Genomic DNA, 20,040 nt, shown 5'->3' on the forward strand with positions numbered 1-20,040 from the left:
ATGTCCAGAATTCGCCTTGATCTCGTTGTCTTCGTCGCCGGTCTGCTCGCAGTGGGCTGGATCGGTGCCGGCTATGTCGCGTCGAACCCGCTGGCGGCGGCCGTCACGCTGCTGATCGGCGCGTGCTACGTCGCCGGCGCATGGGAGCTGCTGCGCTACCGGCAGGCGACCGCCACGCTGTCGCACGCGGTCGCCGGCCTGAGCGCGCCGCCCGCGACGCTCGACCCGTGGCTCGATACGCTGCATCCGGGCCTGCGCGGCGCGGTACGCGCCCGAATCGAAGGCGCGCGCGTCGCGCTGCCGGGCCCGGCGCTCACGCCTTACCTCGTCGGCCTGCTGGTGCTGCTCGGCATGCTCGGCACGCTGCTCGGGATGGTCGTCACGCTGAAGGGCACGGGCGCCGCGCTCGAGAGCGCGACCGATCTCGATGCAATCCGGGCGTCGCTGATCGCGCCGGTGAAGGGGCTCGGGTTTGCATTCGGCACGTCGATCGCCGGTGTCGCGACGTCCGCGATGCTCGGGCTGCTGTCCGCGCTCGTGCGCCGCGAGCGGATCGACGCGGCCCAGCAGCTCGACGCGAAGATCGCGACGACGCTGCGCGTGCATTCGTCCGCGCACCAGCGCGACGAATCGTTCCGGCTGCTGCAGCGCCAGGCCGACGTGATGCCGGCGCTGGTCGACCGGTTGCAGACGATGATGACGACGCTCGAGGCGCGCAGCGTCGCGTTGCACGATCGTCAGCTCGAAAGCCAGCAGGCGTTTTTCGACCGGACCGAGCGGGCGTATGCCGGCCTGGCGTCGAACGTCGGCGACGCGCTGAAGGAAAGCGCCGCCGAAAGCGCCCGCGTGGCCGGCGCCGCGCTGCAGCCGGTCGTCGCCGCGACGATGACGGGGCTCGCGCAGGAGATGGCCGCGCTGCGCGATACGGTGACGGGCGCGGTGCAGCGTCAGCTCGACGGGCTGACGGACGGCTTCGAGAAGACCACCGGCAACGTGACGGCCGTATGGAACCGGGCGCTCGACGAACAGCGCCGCGCGGGCGACGCCGTCGCGCAGCAGTTGCAGACGACGCTCGGCCAGTTCACCGACACGTTCGCGCAGCGTTCGTCGGATCTGCTCGACGGCGTCGCGACGCGCCTCGAGTCGACCGAAGGCCGCCTGTCGGACGCATGGCGCGAGGCGCTGGCGCGCCAGGAGCAGGTCGGCGAGACGCTGGCCGGCCAGCATGCGCGCGCACTGGGTGAAGCCGCCGCGACGTTCGAACGCCATTCGGCCGCGACGCTCGCCGCGATGCACGAGTCGCACGCGGGTTTGCAGACGCAACTGGCGGCGCGCGACGAAGAACGTCTCGCTGCGTGGAACGACTCGCTGGCCGCGATGGCCGCGAAGCTCGGCGACGAATGGCAGCGCGCGGGCGCGCATAGCGCGGGCCGTCAGCAGGAAATCTGCGACGCATTGGCGCAAACGACGCGCGATCTCGCGGTACAGGCATCGACGTTCGAACAACGCTCGACCGATCTGCTGACGACGATCCGCGAGTCGCACACCGGCCTGCAGTCGCAACTGGCGGCACGCGACGAAGAACGTCTGTCGGCATGGAACGACTCGCTGGCCGCGATGGCGGCGAAGCTCGGCGAAGAATGGCAGCGCGCAGGCGTACATAGCGCCGGCCGTCAGCAGGAAATCTGCGACGCACTCGCTCAAACGACGCGTGACCTCGCTGCACAGGCTTCGACGTTCGAACAACGCTCGAACGATCTGCTGTCGACGATTCGCGAGTCGCACACTGGTCTGCAATCCCAACTGGCCGCACGCGACGAAGAACGTCTGTCGGCGTGGAGCGAGTCGCTGGCCGCGATGGCCACGAAGCTCGGCGAAGAATGGCAGCGCGCGGGCGTGCACAGCGCCGGCCGTCAGCAGGAAATTTGCGACGCACTCGCGCAAACGACGCGTGATCTGGCCGCACAGGCATCGACGTTCGAACAACGCTCGACCGATCTGCTGTCGACGATCCGCGAGTCGCATACCGGTCTGCAATCGCAACTCGCCGCACGCGACGAAGAACGTTTGTCGGCGTGGAACGAGTCGCTGGCCGCGATGGCCACGAAGCTCGGCGACGAATGGCAGCGCGCAGGCGTGCATAGCGCCGGCCGTCAGCAGGAAATCTGCGACGCGCTCGCGCAAACGACACGTGACCTCGCCGCACAGGCTTCGACGTTCGAACAACGCTCGACCGATCTGCTGACGACGATCCGCGATTCGCACGCAGGCCTCCAGTCGCAACTGGCCGCACGCGACGAAGCCCGCCTCGCCGCCTGGAACGATTCCCTCGCCGCGATGGCCGCCGCGCTGCGCGACGAATGGGCGCAGACGAGCGCGCAGGCCGCGGCGCGCCAGCAGGACATCTGCGACACGCTGACCCGCACCGCGAACGACATCACCGCGCAGGCGCAGGTGCACGCGAGCGACACGATCAACGAAATCGCGCGCCTCGTGCAGGCCGCATCGGAAGCGCCGAAGGCCGCGGCCGACGTCGTCGCCGAGCTGCGTCAGCGCTTGTCCGACAGCATGGTGCGCGACACCGCGACGCTCGAGGAACGCAGCCGCCTGCTCGCGACGCTGGAGACGCTGCTCGGCGCGGTCAACCACGCGTCGACCGAACAGCGCGCCGCGATCGACGCGCTCGTCAGCACGTCGGCCGATCTGCTCGACCGCGTCGGCGCGCGCTTCAACGACACCGTCGATGCCGAGATGCGCAAGCTCGATTCGGTGGCCGCGCAGGTCACGGCCGGCGCCGTCGAAGTGGCGAGCCTCGGCGATGCGTTCGGGATGGCCGTGCAGGTGTTCGGCGAATCGAACGACAAGCTGCTGACCCATCTGCAGCGCATCGAGGCCGCGCTCGAGAAATCGCTCGCGCGCAGCGACGAGCAGCTCGAGTACTACGTTGCGCAGGCGCGCGAGGTGATCGACCTGAGCGTGATGTCGCAGAAGCAGATCGTCGAGGATCTGCAACAGCTCGCCGGCCGGCGGGCGAGCGTCGGAGCGTAACGCATGCACGACGAAATCGACGGCGGCGCGCCATCGGCGCCGGTGTGGCCCGCATTCGCCGACCTGATGTCGGTGCTGCTCGGCGCGTTCGTGCTGATCCTCGTCGGCGTGATCGGCATGCAGCTCCAGCTCACGTCCAAGCTCGAGGAAGCGGTGCGCGCGCGCCAGCTCGAGGCGCAGCAGCGCAAGTCGCTCGAACAGGCGCTCGCCGGGCCGCTCGCGGCCGGCCGCGTGACGCTCGTGAACGGGCGCATCGGCATCAGCGGCAACGTGCTGTTCGCGCTGAACTCCGACCAGTTGCAGCCCGCGGGCCGCGATCTGCTGAAGACGCTGGCCGGCCCGCTGGCCACGTACCTGAAAACCCGCGACGAGATTCTGATGATCAGCGGCTTCGCGGACGACCAGCAGGTGCACGCGGGCAACCGCCTGTTCGCGGACAACTGGGAACTGTCGGCCAAGCGCGCGTTGACCGTGACGCGCGCGATGATCGATGCCGGCGTGCCGGCCTCGTCGGTATTCGCGGCCGCGTTCGGTTCCGAACAGCCGGTCAGCTCGAATGCGGACGATGAAGGCCGCGCGAAGAACCGTCGCGTGGAAATCGCGCCGGTGCCGCGCAAGTCGGCGTCGAACGGAGAAAAGGCAAAGTGACGGGCGACGCGACGCAGGTTCGCGCGATGCTCGACGCATGGCGCGAGCAGGGCGCCGACCGGCTCGACCCGGTAGGTTTTCACCGGATCGATGCGCTCGAGAAGCGCGCGGCCGCGCTCGACGGCGCCGCGCGCGCGTTGCTCGACGCGCGGCTGAAGACGCTGCTCGACGGGTTTGCGGAGATCGTCGCGCGCGCCGACGATGATGCCGAAGCCCCGCGCGAGACGGCGCAACCCGCGACGGGCGCGCCCGCGCGCGGCGCGCTGGCCGCGCTCGTCGCAGGGCTCGGCCGCGATGCGCAGGCCGACCGGCGCGGGCTCGATCCCGAACTGGTCGACTACTTCCGCACGATGTGGTCGAAAGTCCGCACGGAACAGCAATACCGCCAGTCGCTCGACCAGGTGCCGCGCAACGCGGGGCCGCTCAACTCGAACAGCCTCGTGCACCGGTCGCTCGCGACGATGCGCGAGCTGTCGCCGGAATACCTGCAGCAGTTCCTGTCGTACGTCGATGCGCTCGCGTGGCTCGAGGATCTCGTCGGCGGCGGCGCGCAACCCGAGAAGGAAGCGCCGCGTGCGAAGGCCGCGAAGCCGGCGAGAAAGACGACGCGCGCCAAGGCGCGATAACGCCACGCCGCACATTCGGGCGCGCGGCCGACCTAGCTGCCTGACGCCGACGTTTCGATCGCCGCGCGCAGCGCGTGCAATGCATCGACGAGCGCCGACGCGAACGGCGGATGTGCGGCGATGCCCGCCGCGTGGAGCTGGCTGCCGAGGATCGGCAGCGCGATCGAGGCGGGCTCGACGATGCGCGCCGACATGACCGACAGCGTCTCGCGCAGCGCCGCATCCGCATGCGTCGCGCGCGGCGACGCGTTCAATACCGCGACCGGTTTGTACACGACGGCCTCGCATCCCACGACCCAGTCCAGCGCGTTCTTCATCACGCCCGTTACGCCGTGCGCGTATTCCGGGCTGGCGATCAGCACGCCGTCGGCCGCGTTCAGGCGGTCGATCAGGTCGCGCACCGCGGCGGGCGTCGGGTATTCGGCATCGGGATTGAACAGCGGGAATTCGCCGAGGCGACCGAAACGCGTGATATGCATGTCGCGCGGGGCGACGAGTGCGGCTGCATCGAGCAGCGCCGCGTTGTACGACTGCGCGCGCAAGCTGCCGCATAGCGCGACGATGTCGAGGGAGCGCTCGGAATCGGTTCGGGTTTCGTTGGCCATCGCGGAACGGGTGGGTAAGTGGCTCGCGCGGCGGCGGCGCGCGGCTCCGGCGAATTATCGCATCGGTGCGTGAGCCACATGAGTCACGTGAGCCGTATGAGCGACAGGCCGCGCGTGGCCGACGCTTGGCACGTTCACGTTCGCATATTCGGCGGCATCGACGCCGGTCATCCCGGTAGCTTGTGCCAGTTCACCGAGGGTCCATCCGTTGCCGAGCAACAACCGCCGCGTATGCAGCGCGCCGTGCACGTCGTCGGCAACGGCTTCGCCGAGATAGCGCAGCGCGCGGCCCTCGACATCGACGAAGCCATGCCGGTAATCGTGCGCGAGCGCGGTCCACAGCCGCGCGGCGCCGACCGACTGGCGTGCGCCGCTGATCAGGCACAGGCCCGCGTCGAGCCCCCAGCGGTACAGCGTCGTCGCGAGGCCCTTGCGTTGGGCCGAGCCGCGCAGCCGCGTGTGCGGCGCGCGCAGGTAGCGGTCGGCGCGGCGCGGCAGTTCGGGCAGGCGGTTGAACACCGTGTAGCCGGCGAGCTGGCGCGCGGCTGGATCTTCGACGTACAGGAAGTATTCGCCGTCCGCCTCGCGGTGGCGGACGATCAGGCCCGAGCGGCCGAGCGCGATGGCTGGCAGCCCATGCAGGCGATGGCCCGGCTGGTGGAGACGTTCATACAGGGTGTCGAGTTCGTCGTCGATGTCGTGCTGGGAATGCTGTACGTCGATACGCATGGCAAAAGGCGCCCGTCTCGGGCGCATCGAGAAAGGGATTCATGGCAACGGGGAAACGGAAATGGAAGCGGCCCCCGGGCTCGGCGAAGCGAGCCGGGGCCGCGAATCAGCTGGGGATGTGCTGGAAACCGGCGGCGATCGCGGCGAGGCCCGCGATGCAGAGTGCGAACAGGATCAGGACTTTGTGGATCACGCCTCTTTCCTCATGAATGCGCGGCGCCGAACGGGCGGCCGCGGAGACGGTGACGGCGGGCGGGGCCCGCGCAGCCGTCGTGCGGGACGACGGTCGGAGGTCCGGGCGACGGGCGCACGCGGACGGTCAGCACCATACGCGACGGCCGCAAGGTGGGCAATCGGACTGACGGAGAAAAGCGATGAAAAGTGGAGGATCGCGGTGTTTCGCGACAATTGGCCGCAAGCGGGGGCTGTGGACGCGCCACGATTCGCCACGAAGTCCGCGGTTGATCGCGTAGCGGTTTCCGACCGCCCCCTTTCATGCCGCGAGATCGCATACACTTCACCGCGAACGAACCCCACAAGGATCTGACCATGGGAGCGGGCCCGTCCACGGATCGCTGAGCCGCAGCAACCTGCTTTACCCGGTTGTTGCGGCGATCTCCTCTCGTCGATGAACTCAGCAGGCAGATTGCCGCCGGATTTCCCTTTTCCGAGCGGATGCTTCGTCATGCCTGATCAAACCCGAACCACGCCCGCATGGGCTTACTCGCTGCCGTCGGCGTTGCTGCTGATGGCCCCTTTCGATCTCCTCGCGTCGCTGGCGATGGACGTGTATCTGCCGGTGGTTCCGGAGATGCCGTCGGCGCTGCACACGTCGCCCGCCATGGTGCAACTGACGCTGAGCGTCTACATGGTCGTCCTCGGCCTGGGCCAGTTGATGTTCGGCCCGCTGTCGGACCGGCTCGGACGTCGACCCGTGCTCCTGGGCGGTGCGCTGCTGTTCTCGGTGGCTTCGCTGGCGCTTGCAATGGCGGGCAGCGGCGGCGTGTTCGTCGCGTTGCGCCTGCTGCAGGCGTTAGGCGCGTCCGCGGCGCTCGTGGCGACCTTTGCAACGGTGCGCGACGTGTATGCCGACCGTCCGGAAGGCAGTACCCTCTACAGCCAGTTCGGGGCGATCCTCGCGTTCGTCCCGGCGCTCGGGCCGATGCTCGGCGCAGGCATTGCGCACGGTTTCGGATGGCGTGCGATCTTCATGACCCTCTGCGGCGCCGGATGTCTGGCGTTTTACCGCGCGTTGTCGCGTTGGCACGAAACACGGCAGCAGGCCGGCGGCAAGCCGCGGCAATCCGCCGTATCGATCCTGCACAGTCCTTCTTTCCTCGTCTATTCGTTCGGTTTCGGCACGTCCATGGGCGCTTTTTTCGTGTTCTTTTCGATTGCGCCGCGTGTGCTGGTCGGACAGGCCGGCTATTCCCGCACCGAATTCAGCGTGGCGTTTGCCACCGTCGCGATTGTGATGATCGTTGCCGCGCGCTTTGCGCGATGGTTCGTGTCGAACTGGGGGATTCCGGGCTGTTTCGTGCGCGGCGCCGGTGTCATGATGGCCGGCGCAATCGCGCTGGCGGCGTGCACGGCCCTGATGGCGCCGTCATTCGTCTCGTTCGTGATGCCGATGTGGATCGTCGCGATCGGCATCGTGCTGATGTCGTCGGTGACAGCGAACGGCGCGCTTCGGGATTTCGACGACGCGGCGGGGACGGCGGTTGCGTTGTATTACTGCGTGCAGAGCCTGATCGTCGGCGGGGCCGGCACGTTCGTGACGCTGGTGCTGCCCGGCGATACGCCGTGGCCGCTGGCGGCGTTTTGTTTCGTCATGCCGACGGCATGCGTCGTCGCGCTCGCCGCATTGAAGCGCACGCGCGGATGAACTCGAATGTGTGCGTTCCCGGCCGGGTCGATGCATCGGCAGCCCGGCCGGGAAGCGGCGCGTCACACCGCCTGCCGCCCACCGAACGCCTGCCTGATCCGCGCGAACAACCCGTGCTGCGCGATCCATTCGGCATACGCGCGATAGTCGGGATCGCGCATCAGGTGACGCTCTTCCGTCTTCGCGCGCGTGTAGTAGATCAGGTTGACGGCGACGAGCCCGGCGCAGTGCATGAGCCCGAGCTGCCAGCCGAGCGGCTCGACGAACGGCACCGACACCATCCAGTACGACAGGTTCTTCGTGATGTAGGCCGGATGCTTCGTGAAGCGGTACGGGCCGGACGTGATGATCCCGCGGTTGGTGAGGTTCGAGAACCGCAGCCCGAACGAGATCGTGCACAGCGCGTAGGTCAGCAGCAGCAGGATGATCACCGTGCCCCAGATCACGCGCAGCGTCGGCGCCGACAGCAGCCAGTTGTCCCAGAACATCGAGCCTTCGTAGCGGATGTAGTTGTTCGAGATCAGCGACCAGAACGGCTGGTAGCAGATCAGCGCGGCGACCCAGCCGAGCGTCGTCGGCTCGACGGTGCGCACGTGGCTGTCGAGGATGCGGAACGTGCACAGGTAGCCGACGGTGCCGAACATCAGGTCCATCGTGAACGACAGGTCGTACATGAACACGAAGGTCGCGATCGTCATCGGCGCGTGCATCGCGTTCGCGAGCGACGCGCTCAGGTGATCGGCGTCCTTCGACAGGTAGACGGTCATCAGCGGCAGGAAGAACGCCTTCACGCCCCAGCCGGCCAGCATCTCGCGCACCGGCTTCCAGCTCGCGGGCTGCTCGCGGCGAAACAGGAAGCGGCCCCACAGCAGGTACGCGTCGTCGGTCTCGCGCTGGTGGCGGTCCATCCACGCGAAGTAGAACGGCGCGGCGACGATCACGTACGGCGCGAGCGAGCGCAGCAGCGACCAGAACGGCAGGTAGAACGCGCCGTGGTATTCGGGCAGCAGCCAGTAGATCGCGCCGATGCCCGCGTAGATCGACGTCAGCGCGCCGAGCCGTGTCGCGACGCGCGCGATGCCGAGCGGCCGGACGGCCTGCCGCGACAGCCCCGCGCTCGGGCGCAGGTAGACGCGCGAGATGAAGAGTTCATGCAGCGCGATCGTGCCGATGATCGCGAGGCTCGCGATGACCGCGCGCGTGGCCGCGTCGAGCGCCGGGTGGTCGCGCGTGATCCATAGCGCGAAGAGTCCGGCCGCGATGCCGAGCAGGCCGGCGCGGAACGGCGTGGCGGAACGGGGCGGGCGGTCCGGGGCAGCGACGATGCCGTCGAGCGTGGAGTTCATGATCGGATCCTCGTAGGGATGAGGGCCGGCGCCCCCGCTTGGCGGGTGACGCCGGCCGTCGGCCGGGCTTTGTATGGATGCGCGCCCGGCCATTGGCCTGTCGTTCTGATACGTGATGCGTTACCGCTTACTTCTTGGTGCCGGCGCCCAGCAGACCGCCGAGCAGGTTGGTCACCGGCGACAGCAGGTTGCCGGTGCCGCCCGCGGTGGCGCCGCCCGTGCTGCCGGTCAGGCCGGTCACCACGGAGCCGCTGCCGCCCGGCGTCGTCACGGTGCCCGCTGCGCCGCCGGGGCTGACCGTGCCGGTGGCGCCGGCCGAGCCGGCCGGCGTGCCCAGCGCACCCGTGAGCGTGCCGACGGGGCCGCTCGTCAGCACCCCGCCGAGCGTGCCGGACAGGTTGCCGCCCGGCGTCGTGACGGTGCCGGTGAGGCTCGCGCCGAGCGGCGTCAGCGAATTGACGAGGTTGGTGACCGGCGCCAGCAGGCCGCCGAGGCCTGCGCCACCCGTACCGCTGGTGCCGCCGGTCCCGCTCGTTCCGCCCGTGCCGCTGGTGCCGCTCGAACCGATGCCGCCGAGTGCGCCCGTCACCGTCCCGAGCAGGCCGGTGATCGGTGCGAGCGGGCCGCCGCTGCTGGTGCCGCTGGTGCCGCCCGAACCGCTCGAGCTGCCGCCGCCGAGGCCGCCCGTCAACGTGCCGAGCAGGCCCGTGATCGGCGCGAGCGGATTGCTGCCGCCCGTGCCGCTGCTGGAGCTGCCCGCGTTGTTGTCGTGAACGAGGCCGCCCGTCGACGTCACCGTGTTGCCGAGCTGCGTCACGACGCCGCCGAGCCCCGCGCCGACCGGGTTGTCGGTCGCGCCGCCGACCTTCGTGCCCGCAAGCGCGAGACCGTTGCCCAGCGTGCTGAGCAGGCCGTTGAGCGGCGTGCCGAGCAGTGTCACGCCGCCGAGCGTCTGCGTCGCGCCCGGCGTCGTGACGCCGCCGGTCAGCGTGTTCGTGATCGGGTTGATCACCTTGCCGAGCTGCGTTTCGAGCTGCTGGACCGGCGAGCTGTTCAGTGCCGTGTTCAGCGCCGATGCGGTCGAGTTGACCGCGGTGCCGACCGTGTTGACGAGGCTGCCGACCAGTGTCGTCGCGGGCGCGAGCGGCGACAGCGGACCGGTGCCGAGGCTCGTCACTGCATTGCCGAGGTTGTTGACCGCGCCGCCGGCGCCGGTCAGCAGGCCGGTGGTCGACGTGATCGTCGGCCCGAGCGGGTTCGCCGACACGCCGATCGAACCCAGGCCGGCCGCGATGCCGTTGCCGAGCGATTGCACGCCGTTGCCGAGGCTGCCGACCGCGTTGCCGATGCTGTTGGCCGTCGTCGGGTTCGTGCCGGGGATCTGCACGCCGCCGATCTGAGCGCCGCCGTTCACGACCGTCGTGCCGAGCGCCGTCACGAGGTTGCCGGATTTCTGGAGGACATTGCCGAGCGGGGTGACGCCGGTGCCGGAGGTGCCCGAGGTACCGGAGGTGCCCGAGGTACCGGAGGTGCCTGAGGTACCAGAAGTACCCGAGGTACCCGAGGTACCCGAGGTACCCGAGGTACCCGAGGTACCCGAGGTACCCGAGGTGCCCGAGGTGCCCGAGGTGCCGGAAGTGCCCGAAGTACCGGAAGTACCGGAAGTACCGGAGGTGCCCGAAGTACCCGAGGTGCCCGAAGTACCGGAGGTGCCCGAAGTACCGGAGGTACCGGAAGTACCCGAGGTGCCGGAAGTGCCCGAGGTACCCGAAGTACCGGAAGTACCCGAAGTACCCGAGGTGCCGGAAGTGCCCGAGGTACCGGAAGTGCCCGAGGTACCGGAAGTGCCCGAGGTACCGGAAGTGCCCGAGGTACCGGAAGTGCCCGAAGTACCCGAAGTACCGGAGGTGCCCGAAGTGCCGGAAGTACCCGAGGTGCCGGAAGTGCCCGAAGTACCGGAGGTGCCCGAAGTACCGGAGGTGCCCGACGTACCGGAGGTGCCCGACGTACCGGAGGTGCCCGACGTACCGGAGGTGCCCGACGTACCGGAGGTGCCCGAGGTACCGGAGGTGCCCGAGGTACCGGAGGTGCCCGAGGTACCGGAGGTGCCCGAGGTACCGGAGGTGCCCGAGGTACCGGAAGTACCCGAGGTACCGGAAGTGCCCGAGGTACCGGAAGTACCCGAGGTACCGGAGGTGCCCGAGGTACCCGAGGTGCCGGACGTACCCGACGTACCGGAAGTCCCCGAACTACCGCCGCCCGACGTCCCCGACGAACCGCCGCCCGACGTCCCCGACGTCCCCGAAGTGCCGCTCGTCCCGGACGTGCTCGGTTTGATGGTCGGCGGGGTCGTCGGTCCATCGACCGAGCCGCAGCCGTACAGCGCGAGCAGTGACGAGACGGCCATCGTTACCGTCGTCTTCTTGAAGAGATTCTGCATGTTGGCCTCGACATTGGAAGTGTGTCCAAGCCTTCTCTGCAAATTCCGCGCCATGACAGGTTTCGCGAAACGGTGTCGCGATTTGTTGCGGAAATCGGGAATATCGATGCGATTTAAACGGAGGAAGGGCGGTTTCGCGCGACAGGCGCGCGCGGTGCGCGAGCGTCGCGGCTGCGATGTTCCCGTAAGGCGCCGTAACGCGCGACGGGATGTTACGTAGCGTTCGACCGCCCGTTGCGCGACCGGCCGCGAACCGAGGGCCGCATCTTTGACGAAACGCGCCGTCCCGCAGAACATGGCGCGACATCCCCCCCGGCCGCCGGCGGCGCGGCAGCGGCCACGACTTCCAACCACCAGGACACCGACATGAGCGAACAGGACAGGGAATACGGCAAGGCGCGGCGGATCGACGTGATGGGCGAGGCGTTCGTCGAGCGCGCGATGCGCGACCTCGACGGCTTTTCGCGTCCGCTGCAGAACTGGCTGAACGAACATGCGTGGGGCAGCACGTGGCAGCGGGGCGGGATCGACCTGAAGACGCGCAGCCTGTGCACGTGCGCGATGCTGGCGGCGCTCGGCCGCAGCACGGAGCTGAAGGGGCATGTTCGCGGCGCGCTCAACAACGGCGCGAGCCTCGTCGAGATTCGCGAGGTGTTGCTGCACAGCGCGCTGTACGCCGGGGCGCCGGCCGCGGTCGAGGCGTTTCGCAGCGCGCGCGAGGTGCTCTCGGATCTCGGGCTGTCGATACCCGACGACGAAGCCTGATGCCGTCGCGGCGTCGGCTGCCCGCCACGGAATCAGGCCCCGCTGCGTTGCCGCGATCTACGCGATGCGCACTGGCTGCGCGGCGACGTCGGCCGGCGCGGCGGCGACTTCGAGCAGCCAGTCGGCCGTCGCTTCGGGAATCGTGACCGGCAGCATGTGGCCGCCCTCGACGACCTTCAACCGCACGCGCGCGGATTTTTTCGCGAGCGCGTCGCCGTGCGCGCGCCAGTTCAGGATCGGATCGGCGCGGCCGTACAGCACGTCGACCGGCAGCGCGAGTTCCGCATAGCGACGCTCCATCGCGGGCAGGTCGACGGGCGCCGACAGCAGGTCCGTCGCCGTCGCGTAGAACACGTGCGGGCGCATCCCGAGCAGGCCGCCGCCCTTGACCGGGAAGTCGCGCGGCACGGCCTCCGGCGCGAATACCTGGCGCACGGCCTTGCGGCCGGTGAGGATGGTCAGCGGGATCGCGAAGGTCCACGACACGAAACGGCGCACGAGCGGCGACGGCAGCATCAGCGGCTTGAACGGCGCGGGCGGCTCGGTCTGCTCGTGCGACAGCGGCGCGATCAGCGCGAGCCGGCTCACGCGGTCCGCATGGTTGAGGCCGACCGCGAGCGCGATTGCGCCGCCGAGCGAATGGCCGACCAGCACGGGCTTGTCGAGCTGCAACGCGTCGATGAACGCGGCGACCGTGCGGGCCTGCGCGAACACGTTCGCCTGCGAGGCAGCGCCGCGCAGCGAGCGGCCGGCGCCCGGGCGGTCGAGCAGGATCACGCGATGCTGCTGCGCGAGCCGCGTGAGCGGCAGGTACGCGAAATTGCGCCATTGCCCCGCGAGCCCGTGGACGAACACGATCGGCGGGCCGTTGCCGTATTCGACGTAGTGGATACGATCGCCGTCGATGTCGACGAAGCGGCCTTCGGGCGGAAACGCGCGCGTCACGCGACGGGCCACGTAAGCGGAAAACAGCGCGAGCGCGGCGAGCACCGCGACGACGCCGAGCAGTACGTTCTGGATCAGATGGAGCGTAGGAGTCATGTCGGCCTCAGCGGGTTTCGAGTACGGGTTCGGCAGCCGGCGCGGTGGCGGCCGGGCCGGTTTGGGCGCGGCGTTCGAAGTGCATCGCGGAATCGGCGAGCGCGCTGAACTTCAGCGACGCGAGATCGAGCACGTAGTTCTGGTGGAACTTCCACGGTTTGCGGTGCCCCTGCTTCGGCAGGATGCCGGCCGCGCGCTGGATGTAGCCCGAACTCAGGTTGACGGCCGGCACGTCGCCGAGATCGCCCGCGCCGAGCCGCGGCACGCACGTGTCGTACCCGTTCGCGCGCATGTGGTTGAGCAGCCGGCACACGTAGCGCGCGATCAGCTCGGCCTTCAGCGTCCACGACGCATTCGTGTAGCCGAACGACGATGCGAGGTTCGGCACGCCGCTGTACATCATCCCCTTGTACGACACCGTCTCCGGCAAATCGACCACGCGGCCGTCGACCGTCACGCGCGCGCCGCCGAGCATCTTCACCTTCAGCCCGGTCGCGGTGACGATCACGTCCGCGTCGAGCTGCTGGCCGCTCTTCAGCTGGAGGCCGGTCGGCGTGAAGCGCTCGATCTCGTCGGTGACGATCGATGCGCGGCCCGCGCGGATCGCCTTGAACAGGTCGCCGTTCGGCACGAGGCACACGCGCTGGTCCCACGGCATGTAGCGCGGCGTCAGGTGCTTCGCGACGTCGAAGTCGGGGCCGAGCTGCTTGCTGGCCGCGCGGATGATGAATTTTTTCGTCTGGTCCGGCTTGCGGCGCGACACGTTGTACAGGTACATCGTCAGCAGCACGTTCTTCACGCGCACGAGCCGGTGCGCGAGCCGCGACGGCAGCACGCGGCGCAGCGCGTTCGCGATCTTGTCGCGCGCGGGCAGCGACACGATGTAGGTCGGCGAGCGCTGCAGCATCGTCACGTGCTGCGCGTCGGCTGCCATCGACGGCACGAGCGTGACGGCCGTCGCGCCGCTGCCGATCACGACCACGCGCCGGTTCGCGTACGACAGATCCTTCGGCCAGTGCTGAGGATGCACGAGCTGGCCCTCGAACGTGTCCATGCCGGCCCAGTCGGGCAGGTAGCCGGCGTCGTAGTCGTAGTAGCCGCTGCACATGAACAGGAAGCGGCAGGTATAGACGAGCGTGTCGGTCGCGCCGTCCCGCGTGCGCTCGATGCGCACCGTCCAGCGCGCGCGGTTCGAATCCCAGTCGGCCGCGACGACCTTCTGGCCGTAGCGGATCGTCTTGTCGATGCCGTAGGCGCGCGCGGTGTCGCGGATGTAGTCGAGGATCGTCTGGCCGTCGGAGATCGCCTTGTCGCTGTGCCACGGGCGGAAGCTGTAGCCGAGCGTGAACATGTCGGAATCCGAACGAACACCCGGATAGCGGAACAGGTCCCATGTGCCGCCGATCGCGTCGCGCGCCTCGACGATCGCCACGCTCGCATGCGGGCAGCGCTGCTTCAGGTGGTAGGCGGCGCCGATGCCGGACAGGCCGGCGCCGACGATCAGCACGTCGAGGTCGCGGGTATCGTGGTTATCGCCACTGTCGCGGCGGGTGTCGCGGGCGGGCGGCGCGTCGCGCCGGTCGGTCGTCGTCGTCGAGGTCATGCGAGATCCTTGGTCGGCGTGGTGGGGCGCGTGGCCGGGGCGTGCGCGCGTTCGAGGTTGCGTGCGCGGGCGCGGCGCACGTGGCGCAGCATCAGCCACTGGTAACCGGCGCCGAGCAGGCGCGCGATCCGGTCGAGCCGGCGTGCGTCGGCGCCGACCAGCACGCGGCGCGCATTGCGCTCGACGCCCGCGAGGATCTGCCGCGCGGCCTCGTCGGCCGTCGTCGCGTTGATCAGGCGGTTGGCCTGGCGGCGATGCGTCACTTCGTCCTGGCCCGTCAGCGCGTGGATGCTGGTGTCGACGCGGCCCGCGTCGACGATGCTCGTCGCGACGCCGCCCGGATGCACGCAGGTCGCGCTCACCGGCGCGCCGTCGAGTTCGAGTTCCATCCGCAGCGCCTCGGTGAAGCCGCGCACCGCGAACTTGGTCGCGTTGTACGCGCTTTGCGTCGGCATCGCGACGAGCCCGAACAGGCTCGACGTGTTGACGACGTGACCGTCGCCCGATGCGCGCAGATGCGGCAGGAACGCCTGCGTGCCATGCACGACGCCCCAGAAATTGATGCCGACGATCCATTCGAGATCGGCGAGGCGCGCGGTTTCGGCGCTCGCGGCCAGCGACACGCCCGCATTGTTGAAGATCAGGTTGACCTTGCCGTGCTCGGCGCGAACGAAATCGGCCCACGCGAACACCGCGTCGCGGTCGGCGACGTCGAGCCGCCGCGTGCTCACACGCACGCCGTGCTGCGCGCAGGCGGCCGCCGTGCCGGCTAACCCGGTTTCGCTGACGTCGGCGAGCGCGACCTCGCAGCCGCGCCGCGCAAGCTCGACCGCGAGGCTGCGGCCCATGCCCGAACCGGCGCCCGTGATCGCGGCGACCTTGCCGGAAAACCCCTTCATTCGTCGTCCTCCCGTTCCGCTTGCGCTGCACCGGCGGCGCATCTATTGTGGTGTTGTTCGTCACCACTTTAGTTTTCGGGTGTCCTGATGTCAAATAGCGGAATGGAGAAAGCACTCGAAACGGAAAAAAGGGGCCGGGCGTATGGCGGCGTGGCGCCCGAGGTGCGGGCCGCCGAGCGGCGCGATGCGTTGATCCGCGCGGCGACGCGCGTGTTCGGTACGGTGGGTTTCCGCAAGGCGACCGTGCGGTCGATCTGCCAGGAAGCGAAGCTGAACGATCGCTATTTCTACGCGGCGTTCGACAGCACCGAGGATCTGTTGCGCTGCACTTACCTGCATCACGCGCAGCAGCTGCATGACGCGGTCGCGCAGGCGGTCGCCGCGCGCGGCGGCGAGCTGCGCGAGCGCGTCGACGCGGGGCTCGCCGCATTCTTCGCGTTTCTGCGCGACCCGTGCGCGGCGCGCGTGCTGCTGCTCGAGGTGATGGGCGTGAGCGCGGATACCGACATGACGTACCAGCGCATGCTGATCGACTTCGGCAAGTTGATCATGGCGATCGGCGCGCCGGGCGAGGCCGTCACGCCTGCCGAGCGCACCGAGCAGCGGCTGATCGGGCTCGCGCTGGTGGGCGCGATGACGAACGTCGGCGCGGCGTGGCTGCTGACCGACTATCGCGATCCGGAGGCGCAGATGATCGCGAGTTGCAGGAAGGTGTTGCTGGGGACGTTGGGAACGGGCAGGTAGCGGGCGTCGGAAACTGCGGCTCGGGCATGAATCCGTCGAAACAACTCAGGTATATTTGCACGCATTTGCACGCGCATCCAGCCATGAAAGAGGCGGCGTTTGCGAAAGTATCGCCACTTCACAACGGTTAGTCGGTACGTTACTGCGCGCGGGGGGCGATTGCTCGCGTGCGTCGATTCGCTTTGGTCACCGTACCAAACGCGGGGAGCAGGTCGGTACAACGACAAACGGGTCAAGGGCTCCCTTGGCTATCTCGGCCCATCGAGTACCGTGAAAACCCAGCGACTGGAATAACACGAAAAGCGCTAGACGCGTTACAGAGAACATGCGATCCAAAATTCTTTCAATCGCTTGCCTGGTCGGTATCAGTATCACCGCGCACGCCCAAGTGGCATGTCCGTCGGGCTGGATTCCCTATAGCGCGACGTCTTGTGGCCCGGCCCCCCGCGCGCAGGCGGCACCCACACAGCAGGCGCCCACGTTCAGTTTGGCGACGACGTGGGGAGCGATCGCGACCGATGGTGTAAAGGGCGTACTCGGCACGGCCGTCGGCGGGGAAAGCGAACGCGGAGCCGCGCGCACGGCGATGGCAGATTGCCAGGCCAAGGGTGGGGCTACCTGCAAAGTTCAGTTGACCTACTCCAACGGCTGCGGCGCCATGATCGTTGGAAGCAAAGGATTCAGTACGGCCGGTGCTGGCACCAAGGAAGAAGCCATACAGAAAGGCATGGCGATCTGCCAGACGGATGGCGATACCGCGTGCCGTGTCTATTACACCGATTGCAGCCTGTCAAAAAGCGCTCGCTAGCGGGCAGTTGTCGACCCGGAGCTGGCGCTCGGGCATACGCGGGAAACTCCAACATGAAGCACTTCAACACCCGCCTTCTCCTGTTGAGCGTTGCGACGTCGTTTGCATCGTCCGTTTCCGCGAGCGGCCATTTGCCGCCGGTGGATATGCCGCCGCAATCGTTCGCCAGCTTCGACGCATGCGTGGAGCATCTTCGTCAGTTGTACGCGCACGACCTGGTCGGCGCGAAACAGGGCCCTCGACAGATCGAGGGCGGCGCGACGCGCGAGGCCGTTGTCGAGTCCAGGGGCGTCGTAACCAACGAACGCGATGAAGCACATTACGACGCCGAATTGGGTTGGTCGATTCGCAAGCCCGGCGGTGATGCCGTCGGCAATCGCTGGATCCAGACGAACTACAACTTCGAGCGCTGGAGCTGGACCTGTCGGAGCGCTTCGTTGACCGGCACAATGGAAAGCGGTTTCACCTCACCGTCGGTCGAGCCGTTACGTTAGGGGGCGCCGTGGTGGGTGTGGAACGATTCCCCTTCGTCGCTGCGGTTGTCGTGAGGTACCGATGATCTCGCGATCCATTGCGATAGGGAACGGGCTGACGTCATCGACCAAGGAGTGATCGTGAGAGCAAGGTATGTCGACTACAACGGCCGATATTTCGTATGCCTCAGCGTGGCAGTTTTTCTGATGGTGTCGTTCGGGTCGGTGATGACGGTGGTTGACATATCGAATCTGGTCCGCCGGCCGTCGGATGAATTGACGACGATGGCATTCTATTGGGGCTATCTGTTGCTTCCTGCGGTCTTGCTTTGGGCGATGCATTCAGCCGGGATGCTCGAGAAATCCCGCTTCGCTTTCTCGTTGATCGTTCTAACCCTGCTGTGTGCCTGCTTCGTCTGGAGCGCAGCCCATGAACGGAGCGCGTGGGTCTGGGTCGCGTATTGGCCAGCCTGTTTGGCTTGCCTGTTGCTCGCGATGTTGGCGCATTGGGTGCGGAGACGAACCAGCAAAATCTGATGCGGCGTCTGCCGACGACATCGGCGGAGCGGCTCGCCGTTATCGGCGAATGCACTGCCGTCGAATACCGTAAGCGCGCAATGAACCACGTGGCTTGCTACTTCGACCATGAGCGCTTTGTCGTAGGCGCTGTTGGCGCTTCCCCCAGCTTCCCCTTCATCGCCTCGATGAACGCCCGCACCTTCGGCGAAGGCAGCCGCGTCGACGGATACACCGCGTGGATCCCCGCCGGCGCCGTGCGCCAGCCCGGCAGCAGCCGCACGAGCCGGCCCGCCGCGACATCATCCGCGGTCGAGAAATCCGTCAGCAGCCCGAAGCCGCCGCCCGCGAGCACGATGGCGCGGCATGCGGTCGCGGTGTTCGACACGACCGGCGCGACGCAGCGCACCGACGCGCGGCCACCGCGTGCGTCGTCGAGTTCGAGCGTATGCGGGCGCGGCAGAGACGACAGCATCACGAACGGCAGCGCGGCAAGCGCATCGGGGGCGCGCGGCAGCCCGTGTCGCGCGACGAACGCCGGGCTCGCGACCAGCCATTTCTCGTAGGTGCCGAGCTGCACCGCGCGATAGTTGGAATCGGCAAGCCGCCCGATGCGGATCGCGACGTCGAGGTTGTCCGCGACGAGATCGACGACGCGGTCGTTCGCGACCAGTTCGACGGCGAGCGCCGGATGCCGGTCGCGCAGCGCGACGACGGCCGGCGCGACGACCAGCGCGCCATAGTCGATCGGCACGCTCACGCGCAGCGTGCCGCGCAGCGGCCCGGCGTCGGACGACACCGCGTCGAGCGCGGCTTCCGTGGCGCGCACGATGTCGCGGCACGCGTCGTAGAACACGCGTCCCGCGTCGGTCACGCTTAGCCGCCGCGTCGTGCGCACCAGCAGGTTTGCGCCGACCTCGGATTCGAGGCGCTGCATGTGCGTGCTGACGACCGTCTTCGCGAGGCCGAGCCGCTCGGCGGCGGCCGTCAGCGAGCCGGCGTCGACCACCGCGACGAAGATCGCCAGCCGGTTCAGGTTCACGTCGCGCAGATCGGCCATCGTCGATTGTCCTATGAAAGCGGATAATGTTTCCGCGATTATCCGTCTTCTGGCGACGAACGGCGAGCGCTACGCTGGAGCCGTTCGTCGCCGATTCCCGGCGGCGCGAGATTCCGGAGTGTTTCCATGTCTGCCGCCAGCAAGCCCGCCTCGCCCATTCGCGTCTATTCGTTCCTGCTGTCCGGGCACGCGCACCGTGTCCGGTTGTTCCTGTCGCTGCTCGGGTTGCCGTCGAAGACCATCGACGTCGATCTCGCGGCCGGCGCGCAGCGCGAACCGGCGTTTCTCGCGTTGAATCCGCTCGGGCAGGTGCCGGTGATCGACGACGGCGGCACCGTGATCGCCGATTCGAACGCGATCCTCGTGTATCTCGCGAAGCGCTACGGCGACGCGCACTGGCTGCCCGACGATCCGGTCGGCGCGGCGGTCGTGCAGCGCTGGCTGTCGTACGCGGCCGGCCCGATCGCGTCGGGTCCCGCGGCCGCGCGGCTCGTGACCGTGTTCGGCGCGCAGCTCGACCCGGAAGCGGCCAAGCGCACGGCCGCGAAGGTGCTCGACGTGATCGATCGCGAACTGGCCGGCAAGCCGTTCGCGGCCGGCGCGCAGCCGACGATCGCGGACATCGCCGCGTACACGTACATCGCGCACGCACCGGAAGGCGGCGTGTCGCTCGAACCGTATCCGCACGTGCGCGCATGGCTGGCGCGTATCGAGGCGTTGCCGGGCTTCGTCGCGATGCCGACGACGCGCGCGGGTTTGCTCGCCGCTTGACATTACTGCCACCGCGCCTGTTCAGGAGAACGT

General features: G+C 68.3%; 18 protein-coding genes. 10 read left to right on the forward strand and 8 right to left on the reverse strand.

The window, feature by feature from the left end:
• From HWX07_RS16400 to HWX07_RS16410, 3 genes are read left to right on the forward strand one after another with little or no spacing between them, the layout of a single operon-like run.
• Nucleotides 1-3,048, forward strand: coding sequence for a DUF802 domain-containing protein (locus tag HWX07_RS16400; protein WP_175876942.1), 3,048 nt, complete (start codon nucleotides 1-3; stop codon nucleotides 3,046-3,048).
• A 3-nt stretch (nucleotides 3,049-3,051) separates the two neighbouring features.
• Nucleotides 3,052-3,696 (forward strand): OmpA family protein, encoded by a 645-nt coding sequence (locus HWX07_RS16405; RefSeq protein WP_175876943.1) that lies wholly within the window; start codon nucleotides 3,052-3,054, stop codon nucleotides 3,694-3,696.
• A complete protein-coding gene (locus HWX07_RS16410) occupies nucleotides 3,693-4,322 on the forward strand; it encodes a DUF2894 domain-containing protein (protein WP_175876944.1) in 630 nt (209 codons plus the stop codon). Before HWX07_RS16405 ends, HWX07_RS16410 begins: the two co-directional genes overlap by 4 nt.
• A gap of 32 nt (nucleotides 4,323-4,354) precedes the next feature.
• On the opposite strand, the gene HWX07_RS16415 is transcribed toward HWX07_RS16410, so the two are convergent.
• Nucleotides 4,355-4,927: an NADPH-dependent FMN reductase gene (locus HWX07_RS16415; RefSeq protein WP_175876945.1), complete on the reverse strand. Its 573-nt coding sequence runs from the start codon at nucleotides 4,925-4,927 to the stop codon at nucleotides 4,355-4,357.
• A gap of 54 nt (nucleotides 4,928-4,981) precedes the next feature.
• Nucleotides 4,982-5,656: a histone acetyltransferase gene (locus tag HWX07_RS16420; protein ID WP_175876946.1), complete on the reverse strand. Its 675-nt coding sequence runs from the start codon at nucleotides 5,654-5,656 to the stop codon at nucleotides 4,982-4,984.
• Between the two features lie 685 nt (nucleotides 5,657-6,341).
• On the opposite strand from HWX07_RS16420, the gene cml reads away from it, so the two are divergent.
• On the forward strand, nucleotides 6,342-7,541 hold the full coding sequence (cml, locus tag HWX07_RS16425; RefSeq protein WP_175876947.1) for a CmlA/FloR family chloramphenicol efflux MFS transporter: 1,200 nt from the start codon (nucleotides 6,342-6,344) through the stop codon (nucleotides 7,539-7,541).
• 62 nt (nucleotides 7,542-7,603) lie between these two features.
• On the opposite strand, the gene HWX07_RS16430 is transcribed toward cml, so the two are convergent.
• Together HWX07_RS16430 and HWX07_RS16435 are read right to left on the reverse strand one after the other, a co-directional pair.
• Complete coding sequence (locus tag HWX07_RS16430) at nucleotides 7,604-8,887, reverse strand: isoprenylcysteine carboxylmethyltransferase family protein (protein ID WP_175876948.1); 1,284 nt, start codon at nucleotides 8,885-8,887, stop codon at nucleotides 7,604-7,606.
• A 127-nt stretch (nucleotides 8,888-9,014) separates the two neighbouring features.
• Complete coding sequence (locus tag HWX07_RS16435; RefSeq protein WP_175876949.1) at nucleotides 9,015-11,327, reverse strand: collagen-like triple helix repeat-containing protein; 2,313 nt, start codon at nucleotides 11,325-11,327, stop codon at nucleotides 9,015-9,017.
• Between the two features lie 366 nt (nucleotides 11,328-11,693).
• On the opposite strand from HWX07_RS16435, the gene HWX07_RS16440 reads away from it, so the two are divergent.
• Nucleotides 11,694-12,092, forward strand: coding sequence for a carboxymuconolactone decarboxylase family protein (locus tag HWX07_RS16440; protein ID WP_175876950.1), 399 nt, complete (start codon nucleotides 11,694-11,696; stop codon nucleotides 12,090-12,092).
• Nucleotides 12,093-12,149: 57 nt separating this feature from the next.
• Here HWX07_RS16440 and HWX07_RS16445 read toward each other — a convergent pair whose 3' ends face one another.
• The 3 genes from HWX07_RS16445 to HWX07_RS16455 are packed head-to-tail and all read right to left on the reverse strand — an operon-like array spanning nucleotide 12,150 to nucleotide 15,635.
• Nucleotides 12,150-13,133 carry an alpha/beta hydrolase gene (locus HWX07_RS16445; RefSeq protein WP_124547974.1) on the reverse strand — a complete coding sequence of 328 codons (984 nt, stop codon included), beginning with the start codon at nucleotides 13,131-13,133 and terminating at the stop codon, nucleotides 12,150-12,152.
• Between the two features lie 7 nt (nucleotides 13,134-13,140).
• Complete coding sequence (locus tag HWX07_RS16450) at nucleotides 13,141-14,736, reverse strand: NAD(P)/FAD-dependent oxidoreductase (protein WP_175876951.1); 1,596 nt, start codon at nucleotides 14,734-14,736, stop codon at nucleotides 13,141-13,143.
• Nucleotides 14,733-15,635: an SDR family NAD(P)-dependent oxidoreductase gene (locus HWX07_RS16455; protein WP_175876952.1), complete on the reverse strand. Its 903-nt coding sequence runs from the start codon at nucleotides 15,633-15,635 to the stop codon at nucleotides 14,733-14,735. The genes HWX07_RS16450 and HWX07_RS16455 overlap by 4 nt, the downstream gene beginning before the upstream one ends.
• Nucleotides 15,636-15,722: 87 nt before the next feature.
• Between HWX07_RS16455 and HWX07_RS16460 the strand changes: the two genes are divergently transcribed.
• The 4 genes from HWX07_RS16460 to HWX07_RS16475 all read left to right on the forward strand — a co-directional run bounded on the left by HWX07_RS16460 (nucleotide 15,723) and on the right by HWX07_RS16475 (nucleotide 18,197).
• The gene (locus tag HWX07_RS16460) at nucleotides 15,723-16,379 is read left to right on the forward strand and encodes a TetR/AcrR family transcriptional regulator (RefSeq protein ID WP_006479640.1); all 657 of its coding nucleotides are present in this window, start codon (nucleotides 15,723-15,725) and stop codon (nucleotides 16,377-16,379) included.
• A gap of 325 nt (nucleotides 16,380-16,704) precedes the next feature.
• The gene (locus HWX07_RS16465) at nucleotides 16,705-17,187 is read left to right on the forward strand and encodes a DUF4189 domain-containing protein (RefSeq protein ID WP_175876953.1); all 483 of its coding nucleotides are present in this window, start codon (nucleotides 16,705-16,707) and stop codon (nucleotides 17,185-17,187) included.
• Between the two features lie 53 nt (nucleotides 17,188-17,240).
• A complete protein-coding gene (locus HWX07_RS16470; RefSeq protein WP_175876954.1) occupies nucleotides 17,241-17,681 on the forward strand; it encodes a hypothetical protein in 441 nt (146 codons plus the stop codon).
• 120 nt (nucleotides 17,682-17,801) lie between these two features.
• Nucleotides 17,802-18,197: a hypothetical protein gene (locus HWX07_RS16475; RefSeq protein WP_175876955.1), complete on the forward strand. Its 396-nt coding sequence runs from the start codon at nucleotides 17,802-17,804 to the stop codon at nucleotides 18,195-18,197.
• Between the two features lie 97 nt (nucleotides 18,198-18,294).
• Here HWX07_RS16475 and HWX07_RS16480 read toward each other — a convergent pair whose 3' ends face one another.
• On the reverse strand, nucleotides 18,295-19,236 hold the full coding sequence (locus HWX07_RS16480) for a LysR family transcriptional regulator (RefSeq protein ID WP_175876956.1): 942 nt from the start codon (nucleotides 19,234-19,236) through the stop codon (nucleotides 18,295-18,297).
• 126 nt (nucleotides 19,237-19,362) lie between these two features.
• On the opposite strand from HWX07_RS16480, the gene HWX07_RS16485 reads away from it, so the two are divergent.
• Entirely contained in the window at nucleotides 19,363-20,007 is a 645-nt protein-coding gene (locus HWX07_RS16485; protein ID WP_023475046.1) for a glutathione S-transferase, read from the forward strand.
• The last annotated feature ends 33 nt before the right edge of the window (nucleotides 20,008-20,040 follow it).

Source organism: Burkholderia sp. BCC0097 (assembly GCF_902832985.1).
GTDB lineage: Bacteria > Pseudomonadota > Gammaproteobacteria > Burkholderiales > Burkholderiaceae > Burkholderia > Burkholderia orbicola.